This window comes from Pleionea sp. WD8-19, assembly GCF_055326765.1.
The window spans coordinates 260,303-284,958 of the sequence record NZ_JBUZOU010000002.1; the positions used below are offsets into that span (position 1 = coordinate 260,303).

At 38.8% G+C, this 24,656-nt stretch carries 22 protein-coding genes and 1 tRNA gene; all 23 read right to left on the reverse strand.

The window, feature by feature from the left end:
- Position 1: 1 nt before the first annotated feature.
- The gene (locus ACTUJY_RS03710) at positions 2–1,078 is read right to left on the reverse strand and encodes a hypothetical protein (RefSeq protein ID WP_463614710.1); all 1,077 of its coding nucleotides are present in this window, start codon (positions 1,076–1,078) and stop codon (positions 2–4) included.
- Position 1,079: 1 nt separating this feature from the next.
- Positions 1,080–3,041 (reverse strand): asparagine synthase (glutamine-hydrolyzing), encoded by a 1,962-nt coding sequence (gene asnB, locus ACTUJY_RS03715; protein WP_463614711.1) that lies wholly within the window; start codon positions 3,039–3,041, stop codon positions 1,080–1,082.
- A gap of 171 nt (positions 3,042–3,212) precedes the next feature.
- A complete protein-coding gene (locus ACTUJY_RS03720) occupies positions 3,213–4,133 on the reverse strand; it encodes a glycosyltransferase family 2 protein (RefSeq protein ID WP_463614712.1) in 921 nt (306 codons plus the stop codon).
- 147 nt (positions 4,134–4,280) lie between these two features.
- A complete protein-coding gene (locus ACTUJY_RS03725; protein WP_463614713.1) occupies positions 4,281–5,612 on the reverse strand; it encodes an oligosaccharide flippase family protein in 1,332 nt (443 codons plus the stop codon).
- Between the two features lie 192 nt (positions 5,613–5,804).
- Positions 5,805–6,878, reverse strand: a complete 1,074-nt coding sequence (locus ACTUJY_RS03730; protein WP_463614714.1) for a glycosyltransferase family 61 protein — start codon at positions 6,876–6,878, stop codon at positions 5,805–5,807.
- A gap of 191 nt (positions 6,879–7,069) precedes the next feature.
- On the reverse strand, positions 7,070–7,942 hold the full coding sequence (locus ACTUJY_RS03735) for an NAD-dependent epimerase/dehydratase family protein (RefSeq protein WP_463614715.1): 873 nt from the start codon (positions 7,940–7,942) through the stop codon (positions 7,070–7,072).
- A gap of 108 nt (positions 7,943–8,050) precedes the next feature.
- On the reverse strand, positions 8,051–9,364 hold the full coding sequence (gene rfbH, locus ACTUJY_RS03740; RefSeq protein WP_463614716.1) for a lipopolysaccharide biosynthesis protein RfbH: 1,314 nt from the start codon (positions 9,362–9,364) through the stop codon (positions 8,051–8,053).
- A gap of 25 nt (positions 9,365–9,389) precedes the next feature.
- Positions 9,390–10,463: a CDP-glucose 4,6-dehydratase gene (rfbG, locus tag ACTUJY_RS03745; RefSeq protein WP_463614717.1), complete on the reverse strand. Its 1,074-nt coding sequence runs from the start codon at positions 10,461–10,463 to the stop codon at positions 9,390–9,392.
- A 4-nt stretch (positions 10,464–10,467) separates the two neighbouring features.
- Positions 10,468–11,241 (reverse strand): glucose-1-phosphate cytidylyltransferase, encoded by a 774-nt coding sequence (rfbF, locus tag ACTUJY_RS03750; protein ID WP_463614718.1) that lies wholly within the window; start codon positions 11,239–11,241, stop codon positions 10,468–10,470.
- A 24-nt stretch (positions 11,242–11,265) separates the two neighbouring features.
- Positions 11,266–12,234, reverse strand: coding sequence for an FAD-binding oxidoreductase (locus ACTUJY_RS03755; RefSeq protein ID WP_463614719.1), 969 nt, complete (start codon positions 12,232–12,234; stop codon positions 11,266–11,268).
- 142 nt (positions 12,235–12,376) lie between these two features.
- Positions 12,377–13,540 (reverse strand): DegT/DnrJ/EryC1/StrS family aminotransferase, encoded by a 1,164-nt coding sequence (locus ACTUJY_RS03760; protein WP_463614720.1) that lies wholly within the window; start codon positions 13,538–13,540, stop codon positions 12,377–12,379.
- Positions 13,540–14,457: a GDP-L-fucose synthase family protein gene (locus tag ACTUJY_RS03765; RefSeq protein ID WP_463614721.1), complete on the reverse strand. Its 918-nt coding sequence runs from the start codon at positions 14,455–14,457 to the stop codon at positions 13,540–13,542. Before ACTUJY_RS03765 ends, ACTUJY_RS03760 begins: the two co-directional genes overlap by 1 nt.
- Before the next feature lie 8 nt (positions 14,458–14,465).
- Positions 14,466–15,596, reverse strand: coding sequence for a GDP-mannose 4,6-dehydratase (gmd, locus tag ACTUJY_RS03770; RefSeq protein WP_463614722.1), 1,131 nt, complete (start codon positions 15,594–15,596; stop codon positions 14,466–14,468).
- Between the two features lie 66 nt (positions 15,597–15,662).
- Entirely contained in the window at positions 15,663–16,724 is a 1,062-nt protein-coding gene (locus ACTUJY_RS03775; protein WP_463614723.1) for a Wzz/FepE/Etk N-terminal domain-containing protein, read from the reverse strand.
- A 107-nt stretch (positions 16,725–16,831) separates the two neighbouring features.
- A complete protein-coding gene (locus ACTUJY_RS03780; protein WP_463614724.1) occupies positions 16,832–18,340 on the reverse strand; it encodes a capsule assembly Wzi family protein in 1,509 nt (502 codons plus the stop codon).
- 51 nt (positions 18,341–18,391) lie between these two features.
- A complete protein-coding gene (locus ACTUJY_RS03785) occupies positions 18,392–18,742 on the reverse strand; it encodes a four helix bundle protein (RefSeq protein ID WP_463614725.1) in 351 nt (116 codons plus the stop codon).
- 44 nt (positions 18,743–18,786) lie between these two features.
- Positions 18,787–21,183 carry an SLBB domain-containing protein gene (locus ACTUJY_RS03790; RefSeq protein ID WP_463614726.1) on the reverse strand — a complete coding sequence of 799 codons (2,397 nt, stop codon included), beginning with the start codon at positions 21,181–21,183 and terminating at the stop codon, positions 18,787–18,789.
- 245 nt (positions 21,184–21,428) lie between these two features.
- Positions 21,429–21,929 carry a transcription/translation regulatory transformer protein RfaH gene (gene rfaH / locus ACTUJY_RS03795; RefSeq protein ID WP_463614727.1) on the reverse strand — a complete coding sequence of 167 codons (501 nt, stop codon included), beginning with the start codon at positions 21,927–21,929 and terminating at the stop codon, positions 21,429–21,431.
- Entirely contained in the window at positions 21,926–22,564 is a 639-nt protein-coding gene (locus tag ACTUJY_RS03800) for an MlaC/ttg2D family ABC transporter substrate-binding protein (protein WP_463614728.1), read from the reverse strand. Before ACTUJY_RS03800 ends, rfaH begins: the two co-directional genes overlap by 4 nt.
- A gap of 273 nt (positions 22,565–22,837) precedes the next feature.
- Positions 22,838–22,914 (reverse strand) — tRNA-Val (locus tag ACTUJY_RS03805).
- A gap of 194 nt (positions 22,915–23,108) precedes the next feature.
- Positions 23,109–24,119 carry a UDP-glucose 4-epimerase GalE gene (gene galE, locus ACTUJY_RS03810; RefSeq protein ID WP_463614729.1) on the reverse strand — a complete coding sequence of 337 codons (1,011 nt, stop codon included), beginning with the start codon at positions 24,117–24,119 and terminating at the stop codon, positions 23,109–23,111.
- Positions 24,120–24,131: 12 nt separating this feature from the next.
- Entirely contained in the window at positions 24,132–24,434 is a 303-nt protein-coding gene (locus ACTUJY_RS03815) for a type II toxin-antitoxin system RelE/ParE family toxin (protein ID WP_463614730.1), read from the reverse strand.
- Positions 24,424–24,618 (reverse strand): addiction module protein, encoded by a 195-nt coding sequence (locus ACTUJY_RS03820; RefSeq protein ID WP_463614731.1) that lies wholly within the window; start codon positions 24,616–24,618, stop codon positions 24,424–24,426. Before ACTUJY_RS03820 ends, ACTUJY_RS03815 begins: the two co-directional genes overlap by 11 nt.
- Positions 24,619–24,656 lie beyond the last annotated feature (38 nt).

Sequence of the window (24,656 nt, forward strand, 5' to 3'; positions counted from 1 at the left end):
GCTAAAAAATACGAGCTAGTTCATATACTCTAGCGGCATTAGTTTGAGGATCATGACAATTGTCATTCATTATCCCTTTGGTTTGGTCGAAACCGTGTTTTAGCTGATATGCTAACAAGTCATTAACGAGCTCTGAACTAATTTCAAGTCCTTCAGCCGAAAATACCTGCTGAGTTAAGAACACTTCGAAACCGGGCGGGTTATACTCAAAACCATATTTAGTTTCATAAATAAAGCGCCTATACTCTTCGCTGTTTAAGTAGTCAATAAGCTTTTTAAGTGGTTGAGTTTTCCAAAACTCACTGTTGGGAAGGGTAGTCTTAAGAATTGCAAATGCAAAGGTATTAAACGCATGATATCCAACTTCTTTAAGCTTCATATAATTCGACTCCGAGGGCCTAACAAGTAGTTTTATACTGGGTTTAATAACAGATTCAACGAAACCTAAATAAATCTCTTGTCCAATCCTTCCATTATTTCTCAAAACTAAATTACTCGGAATATTGGCGATAAACACTTCTACTTTTTCACGAATATTATCATCTTCGCCAATAAGCAAAGCGCCGGCCATTGCAAACCAAAGTTGGTGGTTAAAAGTTGTGTCGAACCCAAGTACTTTGTCGTTAGGTTCTTTCCGTTTCCACAAGCCTTTTCTTTCGCAAAACGGATGCGCATTGAACAAATTAACAGCAACATCTATACATTCTTTCTCATTAAAAAGATGATAAGCTTCAACTAAAGCTTCAATTGTCCATGCCTGCCCTATCAGCCCATTACACTGGTCTTTTCCTTCTTTCAATCGATGTAAAAAAGTTCTTCCTCTTTTATCACCGTTCGTATCCATAATAAATTTTTTACAATTTTTTGCAGCCAGGTAAAACCGCTTATCGCCTGACACTTTATAGGCCCTTGAGAAAGTAATTAGCCAATGCCCAGTATTTCTAATGGGAGTTTCTTCATCTTTATAGGGCCCATTATGCCCAGAAGGCATTGCGCCAGATTGACTATCCTGAAGGGCTAACCCGGCATTTGCTGATTTTAACAGTACTGACTTTAAGTACTCTTTATTTGATGACATACTATCCTCTAAGTCTATGAATTCTTAGCCACTTGGAAAAGTTTATTATTCTCCATATGTGATCTACCGGGATTTTATCCAAATTACTTTTAAAATAATTGGTATTTATAAACTCACTAAGTTCATCACTATCGAAAACATCTTCAAAAAGCTTCCTATTCTTTGAAATCCACTCTCGCTTGGGTACGGAAAATCCAGTTTTAACTTTATTCCAAAGAATATGCTTCGGAAGCATTCCCTTTAGGCTTTTTCTTAATAGAAATTTTGTTGTCCCATTGTGATAGTGATAATCAACCGGCAATTTAAAAGCAAAATCTACAAGATTATGATCTAAAAAAGGCATTCTGACTTCAACAGGAATACTCATCATACTTTTATCCATAAAATTGCACCAATAAGGAATTCTTAATTGCTCGAAGTCTGCTCGCATTCGGGAACCACCGCTAGTATTAGCTTCGGCAAAATAAGATTCAAATTGTCGATTTATCTGAGCAGTCTCTTCGATAAAATCTTTTTTGAACAAATCCATAACAAGAGTATTTTCAGTCGACTTTTTGCTCTTTCTTTGTGTCACCTTTGGAAAAATAGTACCGTTCAATGACCACTTCGCCAAACGCCCCAAGCTCTTATAGGAAAAAATATATTCTCCCTGCATTTTCATAGGAAAGCGAAATTGGTTTATTTTATGAACGTCTTCAATTTGTGCTAAGTAACTATACCCCATCATTAGCTCATCATTAGCTGAGCCGTGCAAAATAACTTTGAAACCTTCTTCAGCAATGGATTTCCAAGCCAACCATTGGACGTATGAAGCCATTGAATGTACTGGTTCTTCAATTGCATCAATTAAGTAATCTAGTTTTTTCCAGGCATCGTCAGAGGAAATCGTAATTTCGCTGTGATCCGCATTAGCAAAATTAGCGATATCTCGAGCTCCTTGAGATTCGTCAAGTGAACGGTTATTCTCATACCGAATTGTATGAGTTCTTATTTTTCGGGAACTACCAAGGATACGACTCGCGTGAGCAACTATCGCACCGGAGTCTAAACCTCCACTTAAATTTGCCTCGATCGGTACATCTGCCCTTAAACGTATCCTTACAGCGTTCGAAATCTTTTCCTTTAATTCTTCGGAGGCTTTCTCAATGCTAATGTCTTGTTGCTTGTACCGTTCCTTGGGCAGGCTCCAGTACTCGCCAACCTTTGACTCTCCGGTATCCATATTTACTAACATATAACTAGCCCTTGGAATCTGCTCAACTCCTTCGATCATGCTATGGTGAAATGAATCTCGTCTATCGTGCTGCAAATAAAGGAATGCAGACTCACGATTGACACTACTTAAAGACTGTCCGGCCTCTGCAACACCTAACCTCAACGACCTAATTTCGGAAGAAAAGTATAGCCCTTGGTTGTTCTGGAAAATATAGAGAGGTTTTTTACCTACTCTATCCCTTGATAGGCACAACCGATTATTTTGCTTATCATATATTGCTACACTCCAAAAACCGTTAAACCTTTTAAAGCATTCTTCTCCCCATACACGAAACGCCACTGCCAATACTTCAGTATCTGAATTTGAAATAAAGGGGCCTTCTCCCTTGGCTAAAAGCTCTTTTTTTAACTCGATATAGTTATAGATTTCGCCGTTAAAGACTATAACATTTCCAGACTTTTGATCTAGCCAGGGTTGGTGTGCTTCATGGCTCACATCTATTATAGAAAACCTTCTATGTGCCAGCGCTAAGTTAAACCTTTCTTGATAATACTCTTCTATCTGCGGTAGCTTATCTTTAATAAGTGAATTGCTATCATGACCGCAAGCAAACTGTATCCCGTCTTTCCGTATAAGGGCATACCCTTCGTCGTCAGGTCCTCTATGATGAATCGCATTGTTCATTCGAACAATAGATTCTACTCCAATATATTTTTCTCTACTGAAAAATCCCACAATGCCGCACAAATTAAAGGCTCTCCAAAAGATAAAAACTCGAACAAAAATACTTGATGAACGATTATGAAAAAACTGAAACTAGCCCCCTTAATGACTCACTAATATGAGCTCAAAACTTTAAGGGTAGGCTTAAAAAATCAGGATCAATTCATTTAATCATTTCTAGATAATGTGTTTACTTTAGCCTTCTAGGCACTTTTTTCTTCTATATTTACCGACGTTAAAAAACATAGAAGAAAACACATACAACGCGAAAGAAACAGTAATGATCGATGAAGTTAAAAAGTATCTCGTAGCTTTGAAAAAGCTATAGCTGATGTAAAAATACTTAGCTGAGTCAATTAAATTACACGTGCTTCTCCTACCAAACATTATCACCCAAAACTTACTGAACGCATTTGTTCCACCTATATTGTCTTCCTGAGTGTCAAGCACTGTCTCCGTTACTGCGGTAGGTGTAACAACGACGGAAAATCCTTTTCTTTTTGCCCTAAGAGCAATTTCGTGATCAGCCTTATATTGAGGTAGTCTCTCTTCTAAGAGTCCAACAGATTTGATCATCTTTATAGTAAATGCCTCACCTCTCCCTTTTAGTACATCACTCTCCAACGCCGCGCTCCCTAAACTTGAAACATCTTTTCCTCGGTGTAGATAGGTGTAATTGGCTTTTTTGGGATTAAAGACCATATTCGCATGAATAATCTTTTGAGAATCTCTGTTCACACCTACAGCCCCTACAAATGCATTTTCATTGCATACAGCTAACGAGAGATTTCTCACGAAATTAGAAGAAAACGTAGAGTCGTCGTTTTGCAAGATAATAATATCATCGTCTGTCGAATCTTCGTGATCTAAAACGTAATTTATGCCGACATTAGACGCCGCAGTCCACCAATGTTCTGGTGAAGCCTTAACTAATTTTACATAATCAGGCAAGATAATATTAGTTTCCACAGGGATCGTTCCATGGTCAACCAATACCAATGAGAAATTTTTAAAGCATTGTAAATCCAAACATTTAAAATATCTTTTTAAAGTCTCAAACCTATTAAAAAATGGTGTCACAATCCAAACTTTTCTTGTAAGAGTTTCACTTTCCACTCAACTATTCCTCTAAGTTTTCATCTTCACACACTCAATTAATACCCAGCAGCCAAACACAGACTATTATCAAATTAGTATGAATGTGAAAGAAAGGCAATTTCTTCGAGTACAATTTTATCAAAAGAGATAATTACGTAACTCACCTTATGAATAAGTTAGTTGCTTATATGACCTCTGATAGGAGCTAAGAATATAAATACATCCCGATAATATCGCAATGCCATATGCTAGAACAACCCCCACAAATCCAAGTTCAAACTGGAAAACAAAGTTTACTGCAATTCCTATTACCAAAGAGACTACAGTTGTGATAGATGACATTAACAACACTTCTGTCTTTCCTAAGCCTATTAGCATGTTCAATTTCAAGTGTGAAAATACATGAACAAAATAAATAGGAAGTAATATCTTGAGGCTAAGACTCATTGTGCTACTGAAGGAGTCGCCAAGCCAAAGCGTCAGTATTTCTTCAGAAAAAATGAAAAAGATCACAAAAACGGGGAGCGTATAAAATAAGAGGAATTTCGATAGGCGAGAATTTATAGATTCAAGTTTTTGATGAACATCAATCCCCTTTCCATCTATACTACTTATCTTAGGCATAACACTACTAAATGTAGACACTGGAATTTGCGTTAGAAATCCTATAACCTTACTTGAAACGTCGAATGCACTTACTCCGTTCAATCCCACATACTTCGCTAAGATAATCCTGAGTAAGGGGTCACTACCCAAGGAAATAAGTCTTGCCAGTACAGTTTTATATCCCATCTTAAATAGTTCAAGTGCTCTAAGACTTGAAAATCGATTAAGTTCAAACAAACGAATATCTGTTTTCACAACGACATAACAAAAGGTTATAGTAAGTGAGACCAAGTTGTAGACACCTAATCCATATAAAACAGACCAAATACCTTGCCCAAACTGAAACCCAACCCACACTACTAATAATTGTAAGACTCTTCCCAAACTTTTTGAGTTATGAACAATATCTATTCTACCAATTCCAGCTAATATCGAACTAAAAATGACATTAACCAAAAAACAAATCATTACAACGACAACGGCCTTGATTAATTCTTCTGCTATAGTGCCATACTTTTCAGGAATGCCTAGAAGGCTTACAAAGTCATCTGCAAATGATGCAAATAAAACAGAAAATAATAAGCTTATAAATACTAAGATTGCCACCGAAGTGGAATAATATTCCTGCATGGCCACCTTGTCTTTCTTAGCATAAGAAACCGCTATGTGGCGAACTATCGGAACTCCTAACCCCTGGTCACCTATCGTACCCACTAACATTATCATTATTATCAAAGTCCATAGGCCGTATAACTCTGAGCCGATATTATTAATAGTAATAGCGGTCAAAACTAGAGCAACAAAACTCGATATAACAACAAACAAAATACCGAATGATATGTTCGTTCTAAACTGTGACGTTAAAAGAGATTTTAACAAACGTCTCAACACAATTACTCAACTTTTACAAAACTATTAATAACAAAAAATGTACCCAGCCAGTACTTTAATATTGTCAAATAACAACACTTAATTTGAAAAGCCAAATATCTTCATCACATTGCAAGAAGTTATCATCTACAATTAAACCTAAACTATAAGTTAAAAAAATTAGCAATAAAGTTGAGGTAATAAATATAAAATTTAATTCGCTAGAGAAATTCTTTCATAATCAGAAAGAGATAGATCGATCAGGAATTGTAAACGATATATGTCATCATTAGAAAACAAGTATTTATCATCATTGGAAAATAGCTTTATCGGAATTGCGAAAAACATATATGATAAGCCACAAATTTTGGCCAGATTACAATAATCTTCTTTTACCCAGCGTCCATGATGTATTTCTAAAATTCTTGCTCCAGCGGGGAGAAATACCATGTTAGTCATTCCTGCACCATACTGCCCGATAAGTAAAATCGTTTCTGATAATAGTTTCTGCCTTTCAGAAAATGACAAAACAGAAAAATCGACAACCTCTATTCCCATGCCTTCAAGAACAGAACATAATTCGGCTTCGTTTCTAAAACTTCTCCTTGCCCCTCTCCTTGCAATATAAACTTTTCTCCATGGCTCAGGACATTTAACGTTAATAGCATCTCTTAGTAACTTAGCGTTTGAAGGGTCCCATTTTGATTCTATCAGATTAAGTTTTAATTCATTGCAATGTAACGTTCTATTACCAAGCTCTATACGGTTGACAATGCCAAGCCGCTCCAGCACTTCCTCTTGAGTCTTATCATGAACATCATTAATCACATACATTTCACTTCGATTGACTTCTTTTTTAGGCAGGTTTGCTATTAAGCTGTCAACAAGAAAATGAAACATATTAAAGGTACTAGAGTAATTGCCACACATCATTACGACATCACCCACAGATTCAACATCCGTATATTCTTTACGAAGGTCGGCAAGTGAATATAAGAATTGATAGTACCAATAATAGTCTCTTAAATAGAATACATCTTTAGATATTCTGATTATCCCATCTTTAAACAAGTGCACGTCAGAAAATAATATGCCCTCTTTAGTCATTCTAATTTTTTGAGGAAACTTTTCTTGCAACTCTTGTACATCCTCGCCAATATATATATTTATCCCTACTGAGTTTTTCACATACTCGAAATACTTAGACATAAACCAGTCTTTATACTTTTGAGTTGAGAATAACTTATATAAAACCCTAAAGAAAAACCTAGGTAAAATCAATTTCACGTAAACACCTAATTATCATCAGTCAATTTTTATTGTTGAAAAAAACCTTTTGAACATATAGCGTCCAAGACATTATTGGTCCTGAAATAAAAAATAAGTAAACTCAGATTGCCGTATCGTAACTGCAAGAAAAGAAAACAGACATTATTTTTAATATAATCGAATATTTTTCTTTAAACACTATGCTTAACTTACAATATTTTGTTCTTCTTATCACAAAGCATAATTGTTTTTTCCATACCGGTATTTAAGTTATAGCGGCATTCCCAGCCAAGCGACTTCAATCTTTCAGTATTCGCACAACTATGCATCGGTTCGTTTTCGCGCTCAGGAACTTTGCCAAAATTTAAAGCCGATTTAGAATTTGTAATATTTGCAATAGTCTGCACTATATACATAACTGTATGAGCGACACCAGAACCCAACGGTATATTTTCACCATTGGCTATTTCATCCAAGTTATCGATTATTGTACTAAAAGCAGAAAGAACGTCTTCGATGTATACAAAGTCACGCTTCTGGATTCCGGAGGTTAAATTTAAATCCTTGTCTTCTAAACAACTATTTATTACATAAGTGGAGAACTTACTACTATCATCATTTGGCCCATAAAAATGTTCCAGAAAAACATTGACGAATTTCAAATCGTCGTCGCATTGAAGATTAGCCAATTTCACAAACGTGTTTTTTGTCAGAGCATAAGTGGACACGTTATCAGCAAGAGAAGTCCCAATATTTAAGAAACAACTAACCTTATATTTCTTACACAATTCGTACAGTCGAGTAGGAAATAATATATTGGCCTCAACTAATTTTGACATATCCTCATCATTACGACCATAGTTAGCTACAGAATTAATAACCAGGTCAGGTTTAATTTCGCTAAACGCACTTGCCAAAACATCTTCGCTTTCAATACCCCTAATAATGTTTTTATCAGAACATTTCAATCGACTTATATGAGAGGCATTTCGAACAAGCGCAAATACCTCATTATTTTTTTGAAGAAAGTTGACCAGGTTACTCCCAAGATAACCAGATGAACCAAAAACAAATATCTTCATATAACTTTTTTAGCTCTTTAGACCGTAAGGTTAGCTAACGATCTTCACGCAAAATAGTTGAATCAACTAATAATAAAAATAAGGAACCGGAAAAACCAAATAACATATTTAGAAGTTTAATCCGAATATTTCTTCAAACTTACTAATAACATAATCTAAATGTTGATTTGATAATCCTGGATAAATACCAATCCAAAAAGTTTGATTCATAATCCTATCAGTATTTGTAAGTTCTCCAACAACACGATAATTAATATTTTCAAAATAGGGTTGTCGAGTCAAATTGCCAGCAAAAAGTAAACGAGTACCAATTTTCGCTTCGTTTAAAAACCTCAGTAACTCGGCGCGAGAAATGCCACTATTCTCTTTTAGAGTAATAGGAAAGCCAAACCATGATGGCTCTGAGTTTGGTGTCGCTTCAGGTAATTCTAAAAATTCAGAGCACGTTTGCAAACCTTTTTTTAAATATGCGAAGTTAGCCTTACGTTGTTCAACGAAATTTTCGAGCTTATCCAGTTGAGCCAATCCACAAGCGGCCTGCATGTCAGTTATTTTCAAGTTGTAGCCTAAGTGCGAATATGTATATTTATGGTCGTACCCATGAGGTAGTGAACCTAACTGTTGATCAAACCTTTTACCACAAGTATCGTCACATCCAGGCTCGCAATAGCAATCTCTCCCCCAATCTCTAAAAGATTCAACTAATTTCTTTAACTCCTTCGAATTTGTAAAGACAGCCCCCCCTTCCCCCATTGTAATATGGTGTGCCGGATAAAAACTCACAGTAGATATATCACCAAAAGTACCTACTAGCTTACCATCATAAGTGGAGCCTAATGCGTCGCAGCAGTCTTCAATTAACCATAGATTATACTTATCAGCAATGCGACGGACTTCCGTCAAATCAAATGGGTTACCAAGAGTATGCGCAACCATTATCGCGCGAGTTTTCTCACTTACTGCAGCTTCGATTATACTTGGTTCAATATTATATGTCGGAATATCGACATCAACAAAAACAGGAATTAATCCGTTATGAATAGCTGGGTTCACAGTAGTAGGAAACCCCGCTGCTACGGTAATTACTTCATCTCCTGCTTTTAACTGTCTAGCGCCTAATGAAGGTGACGTTAAAGCTGTAAGAGCTAACAAGTTTGCAGATGATCCGGAACAGGTAGTCAAGACGTACTCTACACCTAAATATTTACCTAAACGTTTCTGAAACTCTTCGTTAAACCGACCTGTTGTAAGCCACGCATCAAGAGAAGCTTCGACCATTAGTTGTCGTTCCTTAACGCCTACAACTTTACCTGATGGGGGGATTACAGTTTCACCGGATACAAACAGTTTTTGAGCGTCCTCTAATTTGGAGTATTCAGCCACTAACTCACTGATTTTGGAGCGCAATTCTTGTTGACTCATTATCTTACCTTTATAAATTTCAAAATTAGTGCTCGGAGTCTACGAATAGACCAATTTCATTTAACGTGTAATCACGCATGTCTTGGCCCGTTAGCCAAGCTTTATGCCAAGCAACTATCTTATTCAGTGTATGCTCCAAAGACCATCTCGGCTCCCAATGCATACGTACTTTAGCTTTAGAACAATCAAGTTTTAAATAGTTAGCTTCATGAGGCTGTGCTGATTCATCAAGACGCCAGCAGGTATTATTACTCCATAAATTTACAAGCCTTTTTACTATCCATTCAACAGGCTTTGCATCTTCATCTACAGGACCAAAGTTCCATGCTTCTGCATATCCATCACAATCCGAGTATAAATTTTGGGCCGTTAATAAATACCCCGATAACGGTTCTAAAACGTGCTGCCACGGACGTATCGAATGCGGACTTCGAATTTCTACAACTTCTTCGTTTTCAAAGGCTCTTAGAATATCGGGAATAAGCCTATCCATAGCCCAATCACCTCCCCCAATAACATTTCCTGCTCGCACAGAAGCGATACCACATTTACTGCCGAGCCCTTGTTCGTAAAAATACGATTTTCGAAATGCGTCAGTTATTAATTCGGCGCATCCTTTGCTGTTACTGTATGGATCGTGTCCGCCCATAGGCTCATTTTCCCGATACCCCCATGGCCACTCATTGTTTGCATAACACTTATCGCTTGTAACATTAATAACAGCTTTTACTCCACCAATTCTTCGTACACAATCTAAAAGATTTACTGTTCCCATAACATTTGTAGAATAAGTATCCACTGGTTCTTTATAAGAAAGTTTAACAAGTGGTTGGGCCGCCATGTGAATTATAATTTCAGGTTGAAACTCTTCGATACTTTTATATAGCGAGTTATAATCGCGAACATCAGCAATCACCGACTCCATTCCTCTTCCTACATCGGCTACCTCAAATAAGTTTGGCGTTGTTGGAGGGGCTAATGCAAATCCTTTTAATATCGCCCCCATGTCTTGCAACCAGAGTGACAACCAACTTCCTTTGAATCCTGTATGCCCTGTTAGAAATACTCGCTTATCTTTCCAAAACTGATTATTTATCACTACTCTACTTCCAAGTTTTCCATGGTGCTTTACCAGATTCCCACAATTCTTCGAGATACATTTTATCCCGCAGAGTGTCCATAGGTTGCCAGAATCCATGATGCTCGTAGGCCATTAACTGTCCATCTTGAGCCAATTTTTTTAATGGGTATTGTTCCCACGTTGTCAAGTCATTTTCAATATAATCTATAACCTTTGGTGACAAAACAAAAAAGCCGCCATTTATCATAGCTCCATCTCCTCTAGGCTTTTCTTGGAAACTTTTCACCTGCGCGGCCTGAATATCTAGAGCGCCAAACCGACCAGGAGGAGAAGTAGCGGTTAAGGTCGCTAGTTTACCGTGATTATTATGAAACTCAATTGATTTGGAAATATCGATATCACCAACTCCATCTCCATAAGTAAAGCAAAAAGCCTCTTCTCCTTTTAAATACTCAGAAACTCTTCTTAAGCGCCCACCGGTCATAGAAGCTTCCCCAGTATCAACTAAAGTAACTTTCCACGGTTCAGCCCGACGATTGTGAATGTGCATTTGATTTTCTTGCATATCAAACGTTACATCGGACATATGTAAAAAATAGTTCGCGAAGTACTCCTTAATTAGATATCCCTTATACCCGCAGCAAATCACGAAATCATTAATACCGTGCTTCAAATACATTTTCATAATATGCCAAAGGATAGGCTTACCGCCGATTTCTATCATCGGCTTTGGTTTAAGTGCAGTTTCCTCGCTTAGACGAGTACCAAATCCCCCTGCTAAAATAACCGCTTTCATATTATCTCCTAATATCTAGAATATTTATTTTGCAGCTGTAAACGCATCAAAAAAGAAATTTTGAGCATCAAGCCCTTTTTCTAAAAATGATTTTTTCGCTGTTTCAATCATAATAGGTGAACCGCATGCATAAACTTGATACTTTTCTAACGATGCGAAATCTTCAACTACAGCTTGATGGACATACCCAGTTCTGCCCTGCCAAGTATCATCAACTTCTGAAAGCACTGGAGTATATTTGATGCTTTCATATTCCTTTTCCCAATGTTCAGCTACGTCACTATAAAAGGAGGCAGCTTTAGGCATCCCCCAGTAAATGTTAATTTCTCGAGAATCTTGTTCTGCAATCAGACCTTCAACCATTGCTTTTACTGGCGCAAACCCTGTCCCTCCGGCAAGAAAAATTAATGGTTTGTTATCATTGCGGACAAAAAAAGAGCCTTTGGGGCCTTCTATTCTCATTAGTACATCATTTTTGACTCCGCTAAATAAACTACTAGACATCATTCCCCCATTAACTTTTCTAATGTGAAGTTCAATTCGCGACGGTACAGTTTGAACGTTAGCAATAGAGTAACTCCGAACAATTCCATTAAAAGCTAAGTCGATATATTGACCAGGCAAATAGGAAAACTTTTTTGTAGGCGGCAAACGAAACGTAAGTAGAATTATATCATCGGATACAATACTAAATGTATCCACTTTGCACGGCACAACCTGTGATTTAATACCAACTAACTCAGGATGATATTGGGCGCGGAGAGTTAGATCAGATTTTGCCTTACTACAACAAGTTAAGATTTCACCGGATGTAACCGATTCACCATGTTCATTTTCAATTACTCCTGAAAGTAGCTCTGCTTTACAAACACCACAGCTCCCATTCTTGCAACTATATTCAAGAGGAACTGACTGCGATAGAGCATCGTTCAGTAAGTTATCTTCGCTAGTAAAAGTTACTTTAGAAGGTATTATTTCAATTGTATACGCCATGAACTATTTTTTTAGATTTTCAAATATTATCTTTACGTGCTTAATAGTAAACATTAGGCAAAAATTTTTAGCTAAAGCTTTCTTATCTTCTTTGAAGATCGTTTATGCAAAGACCATAATTAAAATAACTCTTATGTGTTGATTATGAAGTAGCTTTTCTAATTATTCCAGCAATAGTTTCTAGTTCATTTTCTATCGAAAAATGATGATTGCCAATAAAAAATCCTTGCTCATGAATATAATCACTATTTTCTAATTCTCCATGAACTGTATAATCAAAATATTTAACCACCGAATTACGTAAGAAATTCCCAGCTACAATAGGACGACAATCAACTCCAACTTCTGACAATTTATTTACCAATTCGTCCCTCACTTTTTTACCTCCCTTAACTAGAATAGCAAAGCCGAACCAACTTCCCTCCCCCATTTCTTTCTGAATAGAAATCCCCGGTATATCTGAGAAATACTTTTTAAACGAAGTTGCATTTCTTCTTCGGCCTTCGATTATACTAGGTAACTTTTTAAGCTGCTCAATCCCCAGAGCACCAGACATTTCGAGCGGCCTCAAATTATAACCTGGTACAACAAAACGAAACGACTCGTCAAATTGGTTATCACTTTTTTTGCACACCTGGTTCTCTTTTGGTAAGTGACGTGTCCAACCATGGGATCGGATGGACAACATCAAGTGATAAAGTTCTTCATCGTCGGTAACAACCATCCCTCCCTCCATAGTTGATATATGATGGCTAAAAAAAGTACTATAAGTCCCCATTAAACCAAATGTTCCAGTCTGTTTTTCGTTGAGTGTTGCTCCCAATGACTCACAATTATCTTCCAATAGTAAAATATTTTTTCCACTAATAATTTTGTAAACCCTATAATAGTCAACAGGGTTGCCAAGCAAATTAACGGCAAATATCGCTCTAGTTTTGTCGCTAATTGCATTTTCAAGGTCATCTAAATTTAAGTTTAGAGATTCTTTATCAATATCAATAAACTTTAATTTTAAACCATACTGCTGTAACGGGTAATAAGTAGTTGACCAGGAGACCGCAGGAACAATTATTTCATCACCCTGCTTAAGAGAATTTTCTTTAGTATAAAATAAGGCCGCAACAGCCAATAAATTCGCAGATGAGCCGGAGTTCACCATAACACAATATTGACTGCCGACAAATTTTGCAAACTCTTTTTCAAATTGAGCTACTTTATCACCCATACTAAACATGCCACTTTCGATAACACCCTGCAGTGCTTGTAGCTCTTTTTTGTCCCATGTAGTTGTTGCAAGGGGTAACATCAGAGAACCTCTCCTTTATAAAATTGATATGTTTTTGAGAGCCCACTTAGAAGTTCAGTTTTAGGTCTCCACCCTAGTTGATTCTGTAAGCTCGTATCCACTAACTTCTGCTTCATCCCTGCAGGTTTGGTTAGATCGTGCTTAAACACGCCACTATATCCAACTACTGATGCTATCGCTTCGTAATATTCATTAATAGAATAATCCAAACCTAAGCCCACATTAATATTTTGTGGAACACTTTCAAACTTAGAAAGTGAAAATAAAATAAAGTCCGCAAGGTCTTCAGCAAACATGAATTCGCGACGTGCTAGTCCATCTCCCCAAATATCGACAACCTTAGAACCACTAGTCATTGCTTCATCCAACTTTCTAATGACAGCTGGAATCATATGCGACCTATTGATATCAAATTTATCCCAGTAACCATATAAATTACATGGAATAATTGTTTTATAGTGCACGTTATGCTGCGTCGAGATATATTCCGCTAACTTTGCCACTGCGACCTTAGCAATTGCATACCCCTCATTAGTAGGCTCCAGCTCTCCGGTAAGAATCAACTTCTCTTTTAGCGGATTTTCCGCTGATCGAGGATACATACATGAGCTACCTAAGTTAATCAACTTATCAATACCAACCTGGAACGCAGCATTAATCACATTTAGCCCAATGGTAAGGTTAATGCTACAAAAGTCATAAGGAGCGGCAATATTAGCCTGAATACCACCAACTCGCCCAGCCGCATGAACGACTACATCAGGTTTAGCCCTATCAAAATAGTCTCGGACATGGTCAAAGTTACTTAATTCCAACTCTTTGCGCTCGGGGGCTATAACCTCAACATTGCGTGTTTCGGCAAGGTTCCTTAAATTACGTCCCACCATTCCGTTACCACCAGTTATCAGTATCTTCATAGCCTTGGTTAATTCTCCTTTGCAACTGAAATATCAAATCCATGCGCTTGCAAAAGAGCAAACCGTTTAGCTACCTCTAGATCTGAAGCCACCATTTCAGTACACATTTGTTCAACCGTTATTTCAGGTTCCCAGCCGAGTTTTGTTTTAGCTTTAGACGGGTCCCCTAAAAGCGTTTCCACTTCTGCTGGTCTAAAATAACGAGGATCTACTTTTATGATAACATCGCCGACATTAACTCCAGGAGCATCTTCACCTTCAACTGCAACTACAGTTCCTACTTCGTCAACTCCTTTTCCATTAAATTCAATCGTAATTCCTACTTCATTTGCGCTCATTGCAACAAACTGCCGTACAGAAATCTGCTTCCCGGTTGCGATTACAAAATCTTCGGGCATATTTTGTTGTAGCATCATCCACTGCATTCGAACATAGTCCTTTGCATGCCCCCAATCTCTTAATGCATCCATGTTACCTAGGTATAAACACTTCTCAACACCCTGCGCTATATTCGCAATACCACGAGTGATCTTTCGAGTTACAAAAGTCTCTCCCCGGCGAGGAGACTCATGGTTGAACAAAATACCATTACATGCGTACAAACCATAAGCTTCTCGATAGTTAACCGTTATCCAATATGCGTACATTTTTGCTACAGCATACGGCGACCGAGGATGAAAAGGTGTGGATTCATTTTGAGGTACTTCTTGAACCAATCCATAGAGCTCAGACGTTGATGCTTGATAGAATCGAGTTTTTTCCTCTAGACCCAAAAATCTAATTGCCTCCAGTAGTCTTAGTGTACCAATCGCATCAACATCCGCAGTGTACTCGGGCGACTCGAACGAAACAGCAACATGTGATTGAGCTCCCAAGTTATAAACTTCATCAGGCTGGACTTGTTTCAATATTCTAGTTAAATTTGATGAGTCAGTCAGATCTCCATAGTGTAAGAAAAAGTTGGCATTTTTCTCATGCGGATCTTGAAAGATATGATCAATTCTCTCTGTATTAAAAGAAGAAGCTCTCCGTTTTATTCCATGAACCTCATAACCTTTTTTTAACAGAAACTCTGCAAGATAAGAACCATCCTGTCCTGTAACTCCAGTAATCAAAGCTGTTTTATTAGCCTTGCTCATAATTTATACTCCACAAATTTCTTCTACTATCTTTTTTGATAAAGAACAAAAACCTTCTTAAAAAAATTAGTTCGTTTTGTCATTCGACATAAACAACCTCATGACTAACACATACCCGACGGACACAATACCTCCTAAGATGGTGCTTAAAATTACGATCAAACTCCTTATAGGTTTTGATTTTCTTTCTGGTACTTTTGCAGGACTAACCGTTTTTAAAACAAATTCGTCATTTATCTCTGCAAGCATCAATGATTTAGTCTGCTCTTCAATTAACTGATAAAATACCGATTGCATATCCGCAACGTTAGTTTCCTGAATTTGTTTATTTAAATAGTCTATACTTTTTAGAGCCTCTGACTTATCTTGCTTTTGAATATGCCTGTTAATTGCAATAACTAGTTTATCTACCCATTCCTTTGCAATTTTTGGAGAGTAATATTCTACAGACAAACTTATTAAGCCGGATGTTTTATCTTGGCTAATACTAATTCGGTCTTTTAATTCTTCATATAACCGCCAACTGCTTGGCTCCGCTACTTCTCCTTTACTCGGGTCAAAACTTCTAACCCACTTTTTATTCTCGACATCATATATATCAGAATCATAAATCAAAGTATTAGTAGCTCGACTCCAGCTTTTGGCGGCAAATACTTCTGCCTCAATAGAGTTCTCTTTAATAAAATCTTCCAGAAACCCCCAGGTCTTAATAATTTCCATGGCAATAGTTGCCTTATCATCAGCCCACCCTCCTCCAAGATTAATTCCAGCTAGAGAAGCTAAGCCACCAAATTGACCTGCTAGCTTTGATAAATTAGATGAGCTTGAGGAGGAAGCTGGAGCTAAAATTGCAGTTGACTTGTATTCACTAGGAAGCGACAGTGCATAAAGAACGGAGCCAAGAGCAAAAATAGAGGTAATAATAAAGATTATCCACTTTCCTTTCCATATCGCATTCCATAATTCAGTTAAGTTAATCTCGTCAGACGAGTCAAATTGAGGAGAGAGGTACGAGTTATGAGATGCGAGGATAGAAACTTCAGCTTTAAGTTTCTTGTTTTGTAATTCAAGATCACAAATTCGGGTTTCTAGCTTTGAGCTGCAGGTAACAGTTTCTTCGTTTGACATAGAATATTTTTGAGTTTCAAGTTTAAAAGTATTAGAGTTTTAGATTGAATTAACAATTTCCGATTGCGCGAAATTCGCCACTAGGAAACGTCGTCTAAAGTTTATACTTAAAATCGAATAATCCAGTCAACACCAAGAGACGTTGTTTCATAAAAACCAAGCTTTGTTGATAAGTCTTCATCTCTCGACGCGGCAATAAAGATAAAATCACCAAACTGCTGCGTTGGATATTGCCATTTAAATATCACTTCAGAAAATTTAACGGATTGCTGAGTAATCGAATGACCGCCAGGCGATGGAACACTCGCGCCATCTTTATTCAATCGAACACTCGAATTACCTAACGTGACCTTGCCCCATTTTGAAGTTTGATATACTGCTGTAACTCCGATTGATTTTGAGTCGTTATCGATAGTGCTTCCCATAGAGCGACCATAATATCGATAGCCGTGACGATAAAGGTAATGCTCATATAGCGTGTTATATCCTTCAAATGGAATTTCTAGGTCATTACCATCCCCATCGACGGTAGTTTCTAATGTTTCCAAATTAATTAGCAGTGGGGAGTCAAAAATTGAAGTATTAAACGATAAGCCGTAGAGGTAAGACTTTTTCGAAGGAAAATATCCAGCTTCATCTTCACCGACCATTTGAACATAAAGTTTCGTAGGAATGCCAAAGTTGGCTCGCCAAGTTAAGTCAATTCCAGCTAATTGGTTTCCCGGCTCATTACGGGTACCTTCACACGACAAATCTCCTTCATCGCAATTGTCTAACCCTATAAACATATCAATTAACGAGTCGAAGGTTTCTGGTCGATTATCACCACCCCACTGCGCGGTACGGCGAAAACCTACTTCCAACGACTCCAGAGGTTTAAGTGTTACCGACATGCCAAGTAACTTTGCATCATTAACAGTTCTTGCGTCATCTAACTGACCAACAAAAGCTTGAAAAGACCACGGACCGATCCAGTTTAACAAAGGAGACTCGAAAGCTTCGGCGTAATTGCGTTGAAAGTTAATCGCTGGAATTGGCTTCGCATTATTAGAAAGTATGAGTGAGTTTTGAAAACCGGGGCCCCACCATTTTTCTACTTCACCTGCATAGAAGATCCAATTTCCACCAATACCTGCGATATAGCTGCCATCAAACCGCTTTTTTTTGTTATTTCCAGTGACTTCAGGAACGGCTGTAATTTCAACGTTCCAAGCAAAATTACTCGTCATACCGGCGTTACGTGTAGAGAACTCTCTTTTTTCCCGCGATTTATCTCCAAAATATCGAAATAATTGGGGTTCCTGATTTAAACTCAGCCGAACTTCAGTAAAAGTACTCTCTTTACCGGTTTCTAACCGTCCTTTTCTTAAAACACGAAAATAGGCACTGTGATACTCTTCTGGAATCGACGTTAATTTCGCGGCGCGCAAATCTTTTAAAATGGGCCCCCAAGTTAACGGCCAGGTGGAAATTGGTGTTTTAATGACCCCTAGGTTTGCCAAGGTTTCGATATCTGAGCGTAACCATAGGTTGTCTGTTTTTATAAACGGTTCGGAGTTCGCTAGAACTCCCCACAGCATTACAGCCAAGATAATTATGTAACGTACTTGCTTCATTATTCCCTAAAAGTTTTAAGTTGCTAGTTGCTAGTTGCTAGTTGCTAGTTGCTAGTTGCTAGAAGATTTTAGTTTAATTATTAAGGCTGCAATCATTTTTGCTAACTCTTCAGCTTCTTTAATCCAATGCAAACCTTTATTTAAATCTATGTATTCGATCTCTATACCAATTTCGGTTTGAGTTATAAATTCGGCCAATGAGCCTTTGGAGATGGCAAGAAATCGAATTTTTTCTTTTGTGTAGTCTTTTTCAAATCCCTCAGCGATATTGGAGGGTACTGACAAAGCACATCGAGTAATCTGATCTCTAAACCCATAGTCTTTCATCTTCGATGCTAATTTATAAACATCAACAGATAAAGCTTTGCTACGTTTCCAGATTTCTAATTGTCGGAATTGCATTTAACTAGAAACTATTAACTCGTAACTAGAAACTGATTACCCGACTAAAGTCGGGTAATCGCTGCAGCGCCAAGAGCCAACTGATAAATAATCTGACTCACCTGTGTCCATAACGCCAAGCTATTCATGGAATCAACATCAAGTGGAACGACAATGGTATCGCCCGGCTCAATTTGAACACCGAGAGCATTCACCCAACCAGATTTGTACGGCAATACGACTGAGCCATCGGCTTTCACGATGTAAATGCGTTCGTCGTCAGCTTTCTCGGTTTCACCACCGCTTCGTTCGATGTACTCTTCAAAGGTAATGTATGGATCAAACAAGTGAGATGCAGGATGCTGTACTTCTCCGACTACGCTGACTTCCTGACGAAAGGCTGGTACAATTAATTGATCACCGTCTTTTAGGATTACGTCTTCAGATTTTTCGGCAAGTATGGACTTGATATCGACGACCAAACGCCCAAGCGCTTCTGTCGCATCCAATGATTCCGACAATTGCTCAAGTCCACTTAAATTGGTACTTTTACCCACATTCGACTGTTCGAGCTGTGCATTGGCAATATCCGATTTTAGTTTTTCTTTCAATTCGCGCAGTTGTTTTTCTTCGCGTTCTTTGAGCTCTTGTCTGGTAAAAACAGATGCTTCAATGTGTGCAAAGTCAGTAAACCCGCCCACTCGTCTCATTAAATCTTTTAAGGTTTCACCTTTTTTGATTCGGTACGTTCCAGGGAACTTCACTTCACCTTTCACTTCAACTAGAGCAAATTCGCGGTATTCTGGGCGCTGACGTACATTGACTACATCCCGCGATTTTAACCTAAAATTGTTCGACGCATTTGTTGAATTCACGTCAAAAGAAATAGAAAAATGTTGAACATCGGTTTTTTCGGGATCGTCCATTGAAACACGAGTAATTTCGCCCGTTAAGGTGTAAGCAGATTCTGCTAATCCTCCAGCCAGTTCGATAAGGCTTTGAGCAGTCATGTTTTTCGCCAACGGGTATTGACCGGGATAACGTACGGTTCCACTAACAGCAACCACTTGAGAATGTTCTGTTGAACTGGCTTGTTTAAACAGCTTATCGATCAGCTCCATAAGTTGCTCTTCGCGTTCCTCTGTGTACCCCAGCACAATCAATTCGTCTTGCGGTTTTAATGTAATATTGGCTTCACTTCTAGGGTTGTCCAACGCTTGCTTTAAGTCAACCAGTTCAATGTAGAGGTTGCGCAACGGCTGTTGCTCACGCACTAAAATCGCACTATTGATTTGCGGTAAGGGCTTGAGCTCTTTGTAGCTTTTAATCAAATCCGAAACTTTCAAACCGCTTCGCCAGGCCATCTCTTTTTCTCGATAAACATGTCCGGAAAGCTTAACCCAATTACGCTTCACTTCGAGTCGTTCAGTCACCAATAAAAGATCACCAGCTTCCAACTTTGCGCGATTATCAGCACTGGACGTTAAATCCAAATCAATGACACGCGTGAAGCCATCATCGCTAATCCGAGTCAGTCGAGAGTCTTTTTTGTAAGCGGTGGTTCGATACCCGCCCGCTAAACGAACCAAGTCGCCAACCGAAGACTCAGACGTTAACTCGTAGATACCAGGACGTTTAACGGCACCATCAATGGCAGCCGTTTTACCGACAGGTGGAATATAAATGACATCACCTGGAAGTAACCGTGTATCACCCGAGGTATCACCTTTAAGCAATAAATCGTAGAGATCGAGCGTTGTAACCAGCTTACCTTGACGCTTTAATTGTATATTACGCAATGAGCCAATCGTTTTTACGCCCCCGCTAACAAAAAGCGCATTGGTCATCGTAGACAAGGATGAAACCGTATAGGAGCCTGGTCGATAGGCTTCGCCCAACACAAACACTTGAATGCTCCGCAGTTCTCCCAAAGAAATACTGGCATCAACCCCTATCATTTGCTCTTTAACGCGTTTTAATAGCATGGTTCTAGCTTCTTCGAAGCTTAAACCGATCACCGAAATAGGTCCCAACTCCGGAAACTGAATATTCCCATCTCGACTCACCATCAAAGACAGTTGCGAGCTGACTTTTCCAAAAAGCTGAATGCGAATTTCGTCTCCCGGACCAATCACATATTGAGCAGGGACGGGTATTAAAGTCGCGGGAGCAAAAGTTGTTGGAGCTCCTTCAAATAAATCATAACCAAAGGGTTCTAACGCGACTTTTTCCTGTGCTAGTTGTTCCTTGGCTACTTCCTCTTCTTCCTTCTTTTCCAATTCGGTCATTGCGTCTCTTGCGACTACCAAAGGTTTATCCGTCGCTTGAAGCTCTTCTACACTTTGCTGGGAGATCTCTAGAGACGCACACAAAGAGTCCAAATCGTATCCGGCAGCTTTCGCCATTTGCTTTTGCTGTGGCGTTGCTTTCGAGCACATTTCCTTTGCCTTTGAAGTATCCATTTGCTGAGCCGCAAAGACACTACTAAGCCCAACAAAGAATAAAATACTTGCTTTTATAATTTTCATGAATCAATGAATACGTGTTATGGATGAGATTAAGCACGCTACCGCCCCTGAATTCAGGCTTTCAGTGTGCCTAGATATGAAATCCGTCGAAATTTTGAGAGCCGCTATTGTAATGAATGTTTTATGACATTGAAACGAAAAGCAACACTTTATTTTACGCTAAGTGCTTGACTTGGTTATTAAATCGCCACATCAGTCAACTCGACAATTAACCTCTGTTGCTTACCTAATATATCCAAAAGAATAATAGCCCGGTGCTCACCATCTAAGGTGCTAAAAATAGCTTCAAGCCCTTTAAACGGCCCTTCTTTTACCTGAACTTTTTGACCTTGTTTTGGTATTTTCGAGAGCGAGATTTTTTGACCGTTATCTCCGAATCGTTGCTGAATACTTTTGATGATTGGCGTTTGAACTATCGCCGGTTGTCCCGCAAAACGCACAAAGTCCCGAACGCCACGTGTTGAGCGAATTTTAGACCATTGTATAGAGTCAGCCGACAACCGCACAAAGACATAACCAGGAAAAAGTGGCTCTGATTTAATTTCGCGTTTTCCACGCACTATTTTTTCCACTTCAGCGATGGGTAATAAATGTTCAATTTGTTGGTTGTTAAGATGCTCCTGGGCGCGTTGTTCTTGCCGGGGCTTAGTAGCCACCAGGTACCATTGATAGTCACTCATGATGGATCCGCAAGTTGGCTTCTATTCAATGATTGAAAAAATGCCTGGTTTTTTGATGATAAGTCGCTGATTAGGTGCTCAACACCTTTTTGTTTCAGCAACGTTTGGAAATAGTTTCGTTTCATTTTGGTATAGCGGATCCCTTGAAACCGCAAATCTCGAAACAACCATTTTTGGTTTTCTTTTATGACGCTCAAATCGACGGTGATATCGGGCATATATTCAAGTTTTATTTTCAAAGTGATCCAGCCTTTGTCTTCTTCCGGGTTCAACTTAACGCTTTCAAGCGAAACCGGTTGACCGGTGTAATAAGCGTGCGTTTCCATAAAGTAACGCACCAAAGTATCTCTAAAGGAGCCCCTTAGGGAGTTTTTTTGATCGCTTTCAATCAAAGACCACTGACTGCGTCCAATTAACAACAGTAACGTTGAGTCAATATCCCAATATTCGATAATTTCTTTTTCAGCCAACGACCTGAGTTGGACGGGATCTTTGTATTTATCAGGGTATTGCTGCAGTTGATCAAAAACAGCCGCCATGCGCGTCTCGAAATAGGTTCGAACGCCACCATCTGCACTTAAATTATTGATAAATAGGAAAAAAGAAAAAACACAGCTGAGCCGAGCTAACTTCATAGTTCATTTCTTTTCTTAGCTTCAATGAGACGGTTGAATTATACATTAAATCAGTTGCGAGTTGCGAGTTGCGAGTTGCGAGAAAATTATGATTTTTTTAATGGGGGTAAATTGGTAGGCGCGATCGGATTACAGCCTACGTCCTGTAGACTGCCCCTTTGGGGCCATAGCTATCGCGATGTTCAAATTTGTTCCCGACAAATTTGTCAAACCAACTTCGTTGGTTCTCATCGTTCGCGCTTAGAGAATGTGCTTATTTCAAAAGAGGAAGATTGGTAGGCGCGATCGGATTCGAACCAACGACCCCCACCATGTCAAGGTGGTGCTCTAACCAACTGAGCTACGCGCCTATTTTGAGAAGTGTCTCAAAAAGAGGCGCGTATAGTAACGAGTTCATATGCCCAATGCAAGCGTAAAATCAACACGATTGATTTTAAGGTTCGAGGTTCGAGGTTCGAGGTTCGAGGTTCGAGGTTCGAGGTTCGAGGTTCGAGGTTCGAAAAGATTTTACCTCGCTCCTAGTTACCCGCTCCCTCACTCCCGATTAATAGCCTTCAGGATTTTGAGACTGCCAACGCCAAGCATCCTTCAGCATTTCTTCCAATCCACGATTTGCTGTCCAGCCCAACTCTTTTGCCGCAAGTGAAGCGTCGGCCCAACACTCAGCGATATCTCCCGATCTACGGTCGGTTATCTGGTAGTTCACTTTTTGTCCAGTTACTTTTTCAAAGGTGTTAACGATATCCAGTACCGAATAGCCCTGACCAGTGCCCAGGTTATAGATTCGCGTGCCTGATAGCCCTTCGAGTTTTTGTGCCGCTTTAACATGAGCTGCAGCCAAGTCTTCGACGTGTATATAATCGCGAACACCCGTACCATCGTGCGTTGGGTAGTCGTTACCGAATACGGAGAGTTGTTGCAGTTTTCCTACAGCAACTTGAGTCACATAAGGTAATAGGTTGTTAGGAATGTCTTTCGGATCTTCACCAATGGTACCGCTTTTATGGGCTCCGATAGGATTAAAGTAGCGTAGCAATATCACAGTCCATTCAGGATCCGCTTTTTGCATATCGGTTAGAATATTTTCCACCATCAACTTACTGGCGCCGTAGGGGTTGGTCGTACTGGTAGGAAAGTTTTCTTTAATTGGGACCGAAGCCGGATCACCATATACAGTTGCCGATGAACTGAAGACAATATTTTTACACCCGTGTTCTGCCATTACCTGACACAAAGTTATTGTGCCAGCAACATTATTTTCATAATATTTAAGCGGTAACTCGGTTGATTCGCCAACCGCTTTTAAGCCCGCAAAGTGAATAACCGAGTGAAATGCATATTTATCGAATAATTCATTTAATGCCGCTCGATCTCGAATATCGCAAAGATAAAACGCTGGGCGTATATCGGTAATTGCCTGAATACGATCCAGTACCAGTTCTTTCGAGTTGCTTAAGTTATCGATGATAACTGCTTCAAAGCCAGCTTGTTGCAGTTGAATTACGGTGTGACTGCCTATAAAACCGGTCCCTCCGGTTACCAGTACTTTTTTCATTCTAATATTATCCTAAGTTTTAAGCCTTTCGGTATGCCTTTGGGGATTTTGTCTTGTATCAAGTATCGCAACTACGATTGCAGTTAACTCTTGCACTTCATAGTAAATAAAGTAAGGAAATCTCTTCGACTGCATTCTATAAAAACCGAAGTGTAACTCATGAACCCCCGCATAAATTCTTAATGATTCAATATCCGAAATTATACAATCAAAGAAGTAATCGCCAATATTTTGTTCAAGTTGATTATAAAAATCTCTGGCGCTCAAAAGGTCGCTTTCCACTTCCTTGAGTAATAAAATTTCCTTAATGTTCACTGTTATTATTTTTTATCTCATCCAACGTGACATATTCAGCATTACCAGAATCCATAACTTTCTTACGCTCATTTAGTACTTCCTTATGCCAAGATGGTGAGCTTAATTTAGACTTATATAATGAAGTCCACAAATCTTCCATTAATGCAATTTTTTGATGTAATGACATTTTTTCGATGTTCATGCGAAACTCGTATGGTTTACCTAATGTTAAAAAACCTG